Origin of the sequence: Lawsonibacter sp. (assembly GCF_022777125.1) — a bacterium.
Lineage (GTDB): Bacteria > Bacillota > Clostridia > Oscillospirales > Oscillospiraceae > Lawsonibacter_A > Lawsonibacter_A hominis.
In genome coordinates, this window is record NZ_JALFGV010000127.1 from 1 (window position 1) to 8,577 (window position 8,577).

Here is an 8,577-nt window from a genome sequence, read left to right on the forward strand (position 1 = left end):
GTAGCCGGCGTCCGACACCAGCAGATTGCTGCCATTTCCCAGGAAAAAGGGGGCGATCCCCTTCTCTGCGGCCGCCCGCACGGCGGCGGCGGCCTCCTTCCGGCTCCCGGGCAGCGCCATCAGACGGGCCGGTCCCCCCACCCGGAAGGTGGTGTGCCCCCGCATGGGCTCCTCCTCCCGCAGCTCCAGGCCGGGCAGCGTACGTTTCAATTCGGTCGCAAGGGCAGAAAAGCGATCCATACCCCACCTCCGTCAGGATCATTGATCAAGGCAACGCCGTACCACCGGCGGACAAGGCAGCCGGGCTGACGCCCGGCTGCAAGGATGACGAAGCCGGATGTTCTCGCAGCCCCGAACAACCGCGTTGTCTCCCGTTTGCCGACGGTATCATTTTCCAAATGCCGTTTGCAGGAAACTTTGCGCCAAAAAGGTGAAAAACGCCGGAATCCTTTGTGTATCTCGCGTATTGCCAACACATTTACGGCGCAAAATTGCCGCAAAGCGCCGCAGGCATACTTGTGCTGCGCCGCCTTGCATTATTATATCAGATTTCGCGTTGGAATAGAAGAGCTCACGCCGGATTTCCAAAGCGCTGGAACTCCGCCGCGCCGCCCCGGAAGACGTTCAGGTCGATCTTGTCCTGGCTTCCGTAATAACCCGGGAGACGGGCGGTGTGCGAATACTGCCAGAAGGTCCAGCCCGGCACCAGCGGGAAGACCACCGGGCTGGAGCACCAGATGGGATAGGCCCCATAGTCTCCTCCCGCCAGATAGCGATAATAGGAGCGATAGGTCACATAGAGGATGGGCTTGACGCCGTAATACTCCTCCAAACGCGCCAGCAGCGGGTCCAGAATGGCGCGTACCGCCGCGCGCTCCGGCGGATCGGTCAGATAGGCGCCATAAAACTCGATATCCACCACTGGAGGCAGCATTCCCTCGGTCCGGGGCACCACGCTGATAAAATGATCCGCCTGGGCGTCTCCGGAGCTGTCGTAGCTGAGAAAGTGGTAAGCCCCCGCCCGGATGCCCGCCGCGAACGCGCCCGCCCAGTTGGCGGAAAATTGCCGGTCTTGCAGGGCGCTTCCTTCGGTGGCCTTGAGGAAGGCGAAGTCCACCCCCTGCTCCGCCAGGACGGGCCAGTCCACCACTCCCTGGTAGGAGGAGACATCCACGCCGAAAACCTCCCACTGCTCCGGGTCCGCCTCCTGGGCGAAGAGCAGCAGCCCCCGCCAGCGCAGCAGGCCCAAAAGCGCCAGCACGGCGGCGCAAAGAACCAGGAGGACCAGGGCGAGCCGTCCCAGTCCCCGTAAAACTTTTTTCAATCGTATCACCATAGAATATGATACCCGGATATCCGGGAAATGGCAACAAAAAAATCGTGGGCGCGCCGCAATGCGGCGCGCCCCGGCGTGTCGAACCGATTCGGCGCGCGCTTTGGCATGCGTTTATGGCAGATTGGTATAGCCCATCAGGTACTCGTCCACCGCCCGGGCCGCGCCGCGGCCCTCCCGGATGGCCCACACCACCAGGGACTGGCCCCGGCGCATATCGCCGGCGGCGAAGATTTTGCCCGCGCCGGCAGCATAACCGTCCGCCTGCGTTTTCACACAGGCGCGTGGGGTCAGCTCCAGGCCAAAGGCGTCGCTGACATACTTCTGCGCCCCCAGAAAGCCCGCGGCGATGAGCAGCAGCTCGCACTCCAGCACCGCTTCGCTCCCCGGCAGGGGCTTGCAATCGCTTCCCAGCCGGACGGTCTTGACGGCTTTCAGGTTTCCCTGTTCGTCCGGAAGCAATTCCGTAACGGTGGTCTGGTAGCGGCGCGGGTCCCGGCCAAAGACGGCGACGGCCTCCTCCTGACCGTAATCTGTCTTGCAGACGCGGGGCCACTCGGGCCAGGGATTGTTCCCGCCGCGCCGGTCGGGGGCCTTGGGCATCATCTCCAGCTGGACCACGCTCTTACAGCCGTGGCGGATACAGGTGCCCACGCAGTCATTGCCCGTATCGCCGCCGCCCACGACCACCACGTGTTTCCCCCGGGCGGAGGGGTACGCTCCGTCGGTCAGGCCGGAATTCAGCAGGCTGCGGGTGGTCTCCTTGAGGAAGTCCACCGCGAAGCAGACCCCACGGGTCTCCCGTCCGGCTACGTTCAGATCCCGGGGATCCGAGGCGCCGCAGCAGAGCACCACTGCGTCAAACTCCTGCAAAAGCTCCTTGGCCTTCCGGTCCCTCCCCACGTCCACGCCGCAGCGGAACGTCACGCCCTGCTCCCGCATCAGTGCGATCCGGCGCAGGACGACGGATTTCTCCAGCTTCATGTTGGGGATGCCGTACATCAGCAGACCGCCGGGGCGGTCCTCCCGCTCAAAGACGGTGACGCTGTGGCCCCGCAGGCTCAGCTGGTCGGCGCAGGCCAGGCCGGAGGGGCCGGAGCCCACCACCGCCACCCGCTTTCCGGTGCAGGCTCCGCTGGGCCGGGGCCGGACCAGTCCGCGCTCCCAGGCGTCCTCGATGATCCCCAGCTCGTTTTCTTTGATCGTGACCGGCTGTCCATGCAATCCACAGGTGCAGGCCGCCTCGCACAGGGCGGGGCAGACCCGTCCGGTGAATTCCGGGAAATTGTTGGTCTTCAAAAGCCGCTCCAGGGCGTGGCCGAAGTTGCCGGTATAGACCAGATCGTTCCATTCCGGCACCAGGTTGTGCAGCGGGCAGCCGGAGACCATGCCGCCCAGCACCGCGCCCGACTGGCAGAACGGCACGCCGCACTCCATGCAGCGCCCCCCCTGCCGCCGCCGCTCCTCCCGGTCCAGCCGGGGGTGAAACTCCTGATAATGCCGGATGCGCGCCTGGGGGTCCTCCGCCGGGTTGGCCTGGCGCTGGTATTCCAAAAATCCGGTAGGCTTTCCCATCTGCCTTACTCCCCTTTCTTGCCGGTGTTGACGTAAAAAGCCTCCACCTCCGCCTGCCGGCGGGTCATGCCCTTCTCCTCATACTGGGCGATGGTGCGCAGCATGCGGTCGTAATCGTGCGGCAGGATCTTCTTGAACCGCGGCAGACAGCCCTCAAAATCCGCCAGGATCTCCCGGCCGCGCGGAGAGCCGGTGGCGTCCACGTGGGCCTGGATGAGCGCCTTCAGTTCCGCGATATCGTGCTTCTCGGTGACCAGTTCCATCGAGACCAGTTCCTTGTTCAGACGCAGGTACAGATCCCGGTCCTCATCCAGGACAAAGGCCACCCCGCCGCTCATGCCCGCGGCGAAGTTGCGCCCGGTGCGGCCCAGAACCACCACCCGGCCGCCGGTCATGTACTCGCAGCCGTGGTCACCCACGCCTTCCACCACGGCGGTAGCCCCGGAATTGCGCACGCAGAAGCGCTCTCCGGCCACGCCGTTGAGAAACGCCGTCCCGCTGGTGGCGCCGTACAGGGCCACGTTGCCCACCAGAATGTTTTCGCCGGCCTGGAACCGGCTGCCTCTGGGCGGATAAACCACCAGTTTGCCGCCGGAGAGGCCTTTGCCCAGATAGTCGTTGGCGTCTCCCTCCAGCTCCAGGGTCAGGCCCTTTGGAATGAAGGCCCCGAAGGACTGCCCGCCGCCGCCGGTACATTTGACGGTAAAGGTATCCTCCTCCAGCGCGCCGCCGTGGAGCCGGGTGATGTCGGAGCCCAGGATCGCGCCTACGGCGCGGTCGGTACTGGACACCGCCACCTCCACCCGGCACTTTTTCCCCTGCTCCAGGGCCTTGCCCAGTTTCTTCTCCAGCGTCTTCAGGTCCACGGTCTGCTCCAGATGGAAGTCGAACACATCCTTGGAGTCAAAGTGGGTCTTGGTCCCGGCGGGATAGGGGTTGTCCAAAAGGGCGCGGAGGTCTACCGTGGCCGCCCGGCCGTTCACCGGGGGCCGGACCTTCAGCAGGTCGGTGCGGCCCACCAGCTCCTCCACGGTGCGCACGCCCAGCCGGGCCATGTGCTCCCGCAGCTCCTGAGCGATAAAGCGCATAAAGTTGACCACGTATTCCGGCTTGCCCGCAAAGCGGCGGCGCAGCTCCGGATTCTGTGTGGCCACGCCCACGGGACAGGTGTCCAGGTTGCACACCCGCATCATCACGCATCCCATGGTCACCAGCGGCGCCGTGGCAAAGCCGAACTCCTCGGCGCCCAGCATGCAGGCGATCGCCACGTCCCGGCCGCTCATCAGCTTGCCGTCGGTCTCGATGACCACGCGGGAGCGCAGGTCGTTCCGGATCAGGGTCTGATGGGTCTCCGCCAGCCCCAGCTCCCAGGGCAGGCCCGCGTTATGGATGGACGTGCGGGGCGCGGCGCCGGTGCCGCCGTCGTAGCCGGAGATGAGCACCACCTGGGCCCCGGCCTTGGCCACGCCGGCGGCGATGGTGCCCACCCCTGCCTCACTGACCAGCTTCACCGAGATGCGTGCGTTCCGGTTGGCGTTTTTCAGGTCATAGATCAGCTGGGCCAGATCCTCGATGGAATAGATATCGTGGTGGGGCGGCGGGGAGATCAGGGTGACGCCGGGGGTGGAGTGGCGGCACTTGGCGATCCAGGGGTAGACCTTGCCGGCCGGCAGATGCCCGCCCTCGCCGGGCTTGGCGCCCTGGGCCATCTTGATCTGGATCTCCCGGGCGGATACCAGATACGCGCTGGTGACGCCGAAGCGGCCGGAGGCCACCTGCTTGATGGCGGAGTTGCGGGAGGGATCGCCCAGGCGGTCGGGCTCCTCGCCGCCCTCGCCGGAGTTGGACTTGCCGCCCAACAGGTTCATGGCCTGTGCCAGGCACTCGTGGGCCTCCTGCGAGATGGAGCCATAGCTCATGGCTCCGGTCTTGAAGCGCTTGACGATGGAGTCCACGCTCTCCACCTCGTCCAGGGGGAGCGGCGTATCCTGATACTCCATCTCCAGAAGGCCCCGGAGCGTGTGGGGCCTGGTCTCATCGTCCACCAGAGCGGTATACTGCTTGAACAGCGCGTAATCCCCCCTCCGGGCAGCCTGCTGCAGCAGGTGGATGGTCTGGGGATTGTACATGTGGTCCTCGGCTCCGGAACGGGCCTTGTGGACCCCCATGCTGTCCAGTGCGGGGTCGCATCCCAGGCCCAGCGGATCAAACGCCTTGGAGTGGTTGCGGTCCACCATTTCCTCAATCTCCTGCAGGCCGATGCCGCCCACCCGGGAGACGGTGTTGGTGAAATACGCGTCCACCACGTCCCGGTTGATGCCGATGGCCTCGAAGATCTGAGCGGACTGATAGGACTGGAGGGTGGAGATGCCCATCTTGGAGGCGATCTTCACGATGCCGTGGAGGATGGCCGCGTCGTAGTCGTCCACCGCCGTGTGAAAGTCCTTGTCCAGCAGGCCCTCCTCGATGAGCTCCACGATGGTCTCCTGGGCCAGATAGGGATGGATGGCCCGGGCGCCGTAGCCCAGCAGGGTGGCAAAATGGTGGACGTCCCGGGGCTCGGCGGACTCCAGCAGGATGGAGACCGCCGTGCGCTTCTTGGTGCGGACCAGGTACTGCTCAATGGCGGATACCGCCAGCAGGGACGGGATGGCCACATGGTTTTCATCCACGCCCCGGTCGGAGAGGACCACGATGTTGGCCCCGTCCCGGTAGGCCCGGTCCACCGCCACAAAGAGATGCTCCAGCGCCCGCTGCAGAGGCGTATTCTTATAGTAGAGGATGGAGACGGTCTCTACCTGGAAGCCGGGGCGCTTCATGGCCTTGATCTTCATCATGTCGGTGGAGGTGAGGATGGGGTTTCGGATCTGGAGGACCCGGCAGTTTTCCGCCCGTTCCTCCAGCAGGTTCCCGTCGTCTCCGGCATAGACGGTGGTGTCGGTGACGATCTCTTCCCGGATCGCGTCGATGGGCGGATTGGTCACCTGGGCAAAGAGCTGCTTGAAATAGTGAAACAGGGGCTGATCCTTGTCATCCAGCACCGCAAGGGGGATATCGGTCCCCATAGCGGCGGTGGGCTCCGCCCCGGTGCGGGCCATCGGCAGGATGGTATTGCGCACATCCTCATAGGTATAACCGAACGCCTTCTGCAGGCGGGCCCGCTGCTGCTTGGAGCTGACGGGCGCCCGGTGGTTGGGCACCTCCAGGTCGGACAGGTGGACCAGGTTGCGGTCCAGCCATTCGCCGTAGGGCTGGCGGGAGGCGTAGCGCTGCTTGAGCTCCTCGTCCCCGATGACGCGCCCTTCTTTGGTATCCACCAGCAGCATCCGCCCCGGCTGGAGCCGGGATTTCTCCACGATGCGCTCCGGCGGGAGATCCAGCACCCCCACCTCGGAGGCGAGGATGAGCTTATCGTCGTCCGTCACGTAATACCGGGAGGGCCGCAGGCCGTTGCGGTCCAGCACCGCGCCCACCACGTCGCCGTCGGAGAAGAGGATGGAGGCCGGACCGTCCCAGGGCTCCATGAGCGTGGCGTAATACTGGTACAGATCCCGCTTGGAGCGGGAAATGGTGCGGTCGTTGCTCCAGGGCTCCGGGATCGCCACCATGACGGCCAGAGGCAGGTCCATGCCCGCCATCATCAGAAACTCCAGCGTATTGTCCAGCATGGCCGAGTCGGAGCCGGAGACGTTGACCACCGGCAGCACCTTGTCCATATCCCCGTCCAGCAGCCGGGAGGACATGGTCTCCTCCCGGGCCAGCATACGGTCCACATTGCCCCGGATAGTGTTGATCTCGCCGTTGTGGGCCATGAGGCGGTTGGGGTGGGCCCGCTCCCAGGACGGGTTGGTGTTGGTGGAGAAGCGGGAGTGGACCAGGGCCACGGCGGACTCATAGTCGCGGCTTTGCAGATCCGGATAGAAGCCCCGCAGCTGTTCCACCAGAAACATGCCCTTATAGACGATGGTACGGCTGGACAGTGAGGCTACATAGGTGTTGTCGTTGGACTGCTCGAACACCCGGCGCACCACATAGAGCTTTCGGTCGAAGGCAAGGCCCCGCTCCAGCCCCTCCGGGCGCTTCACAAAGCCCTGCTCCATATAGGGCATTTTGGCCAGGGCCTTGTGCCCCAAGATCTCCGGGCGCACGGGCACCGTCCGCCAGCCCAGGAATTCCAGCCCCTCCTTCTGCACGATGATCTCAAACATCTTCTTGGCCTGCATGCGCTTGAGGGTGTCCTGGGGAAAGAAGAACATCCCGATGCCGTAATCCCGCTCCTCCCCCAGGGAAAAGCCCAGGTCCTTCACGGCCCTGGAGAAGAATTTGTGGGAGATCTGCACCAGGATGCCCACGCCGTCGCCGGTCTTCCCCTCGGCGTCCTTGCCCGCCCGGTGCTCCAGCTTTTCCACGATCTTCAGCGCCTCGTCCACATTCCGGTGGCTGCGGCGGCCCTTGATGTCCACCACCGCGCCGATGCCGCAGGCGTCATGCTCAAAGGCCGGAGAATAGAGCCCGCTCTGCCGGCCGGCCTCGTACTTGCGTCGTTCCATTTGTAGGCCCCCCTTGGGTGGTTTTCAGAGTACCGCTCGAATCCGCTCCACCGCCTCTGCAGTGTCCTCCGCGCCGCCGAACGCGCTCAGGCGGATATAGCCCTCCCCGCTGGGTCCGAAGCCCGCGCCGGGTGTCGTCACCACGCCCGCCTGCTGGAGCAGCAGGTCGAAAAAGGCCCAGGAACCCATGCCATGCGGCGTTTTCGCCCAGACATAGGGGGAATTCTCCCCACCGGAGACGGTGAGGCCCGCCCCGGCCAGGCCCGCCTGGATGACCCGGGCGTTGTTTTGATAAAAGGCGATGGTCTCCCGCACCTGGGCGCGGCCCGCATCCGAATACACCGCCTGGGCGCCCCGCTGCACCACATAGGGCACGCCGTTGAATTTCGTGGTCTGGCGGCGGTTCCACAGCGTGTTCAGACTTGCGCCGCCCCGCTCCAGGTCCCTGGGCACCACCGTATAGGCGCAGCGGTTTCCGGTAAAGCCCGCCGTCTTGGAGAAGGAGCGGAATTCGATGGCGCAGCGCCGGGCGCCCTCGATCTCAAAAATGCTGTGCGGAATGGAGGGATCGCTGATAAAGGCCTCGTAGGCCGAATCGAACAGGATCACCGCCCCCCGGCTCTCGGCGTAATCCACCCAGGCCTGCAGCTGTTCCCGGGTGGCCACCGCGCCGGTGGGGTTATTGGGAAAGCACAGGTAGATCAGATCCACCTTGCTCTCCGGCGGAGCGGGCGCAAAGCCGTTCTCCGCCGTACAGGGCATATAGACCAGATTGCTCCAGCGGCCCACGGCCTCGCTGTACTCCCCCGCCCGGCCCGCCATGGCGTTGGTATCCACGTACACCGGGTACACCGGGTCGCACACCGCCACCACATTGTCCACACCGAAGATATCCCCGATGTTGCCGCAGTCGCTTTTGGCGCCGTCGGAGATGAAGATCTCGTCCGGAGCGATCTCCGCGCCCCGCGCCTGATAGTCGTATTCCGCGATGGCCTGGCGGAGAAAGTCATAGCCCTGCTCCGGACCGTAACCCCGGAAGCCCTCCACCGTGCCCATCTCGTCTACGGCCGCGTGCATGGCGGAGATCACCGCCGGGGCCAGCGGCCGGGTCACATCCCC

4 protein-coding genes and 1 pseudogene are annotated in these 8,577 nt (G+C 65.0%); all 5 read right to left on the bottom strand.

What is annotated here, in order from left to right:
- Positions 1 to 240 (bottom strand): annotated as a pseudogene (locus MR825_RS10445) (UDP-N-acetylmuramate dehydrogenase); the annotation flags it as partial.
- Positions 241 to 571: 331 nt separating this feature from the next.
- On the bottom strand, positions 572 to 1,324 hold the full coding sequence (locus tag MR825_RS10450) for a glycoside hydrolase family 25 protein (RefSeq protein ID WP_186907872.1): 753 nt from the start codon (positions 1,322 to 1,324) through the stop codon (positions 572 to 574).
- A 123-nt stretch (positions 1,325 to 1,447) separates the two neighbouring features.
- Positions 1,448 to 2,908: a glutamate synthase subunit beta gene (locus MR825_RS10455; RefSeq protein ID WP_186907873.1), complete on the bottom strand. Its 1,461-nt coding sequence runs from the start codon at positions 2,906 to 2,908 to the stop codon at positions 1,448 to 1,450.
- A gap of 5 nt (positions 2,909 to 2,913) precedes the next feature.
- On the bottom strand, positions 2,914 to 7,458 hold the full coding sequence (gene gltB / locus MR825_RS10460; RefSeq protein WP_287880645.1) for a glutamate synthase large subunit: 4,545 nt from the start codon (positions 7,456 to 7,458) through the stop codon (positions 2,914 to 2,916).
- Between the two features lie 24 nt (positions 7,459 to 7,482).
- On the bottom strand, positions 7,483 to 8,577 hold a 1,095-nt coding region (locus MR825_RS10465; RefSeq protein WP_287880646.1), incomplete at its 5' end, for an LL-diaminopimelate aminotransferase.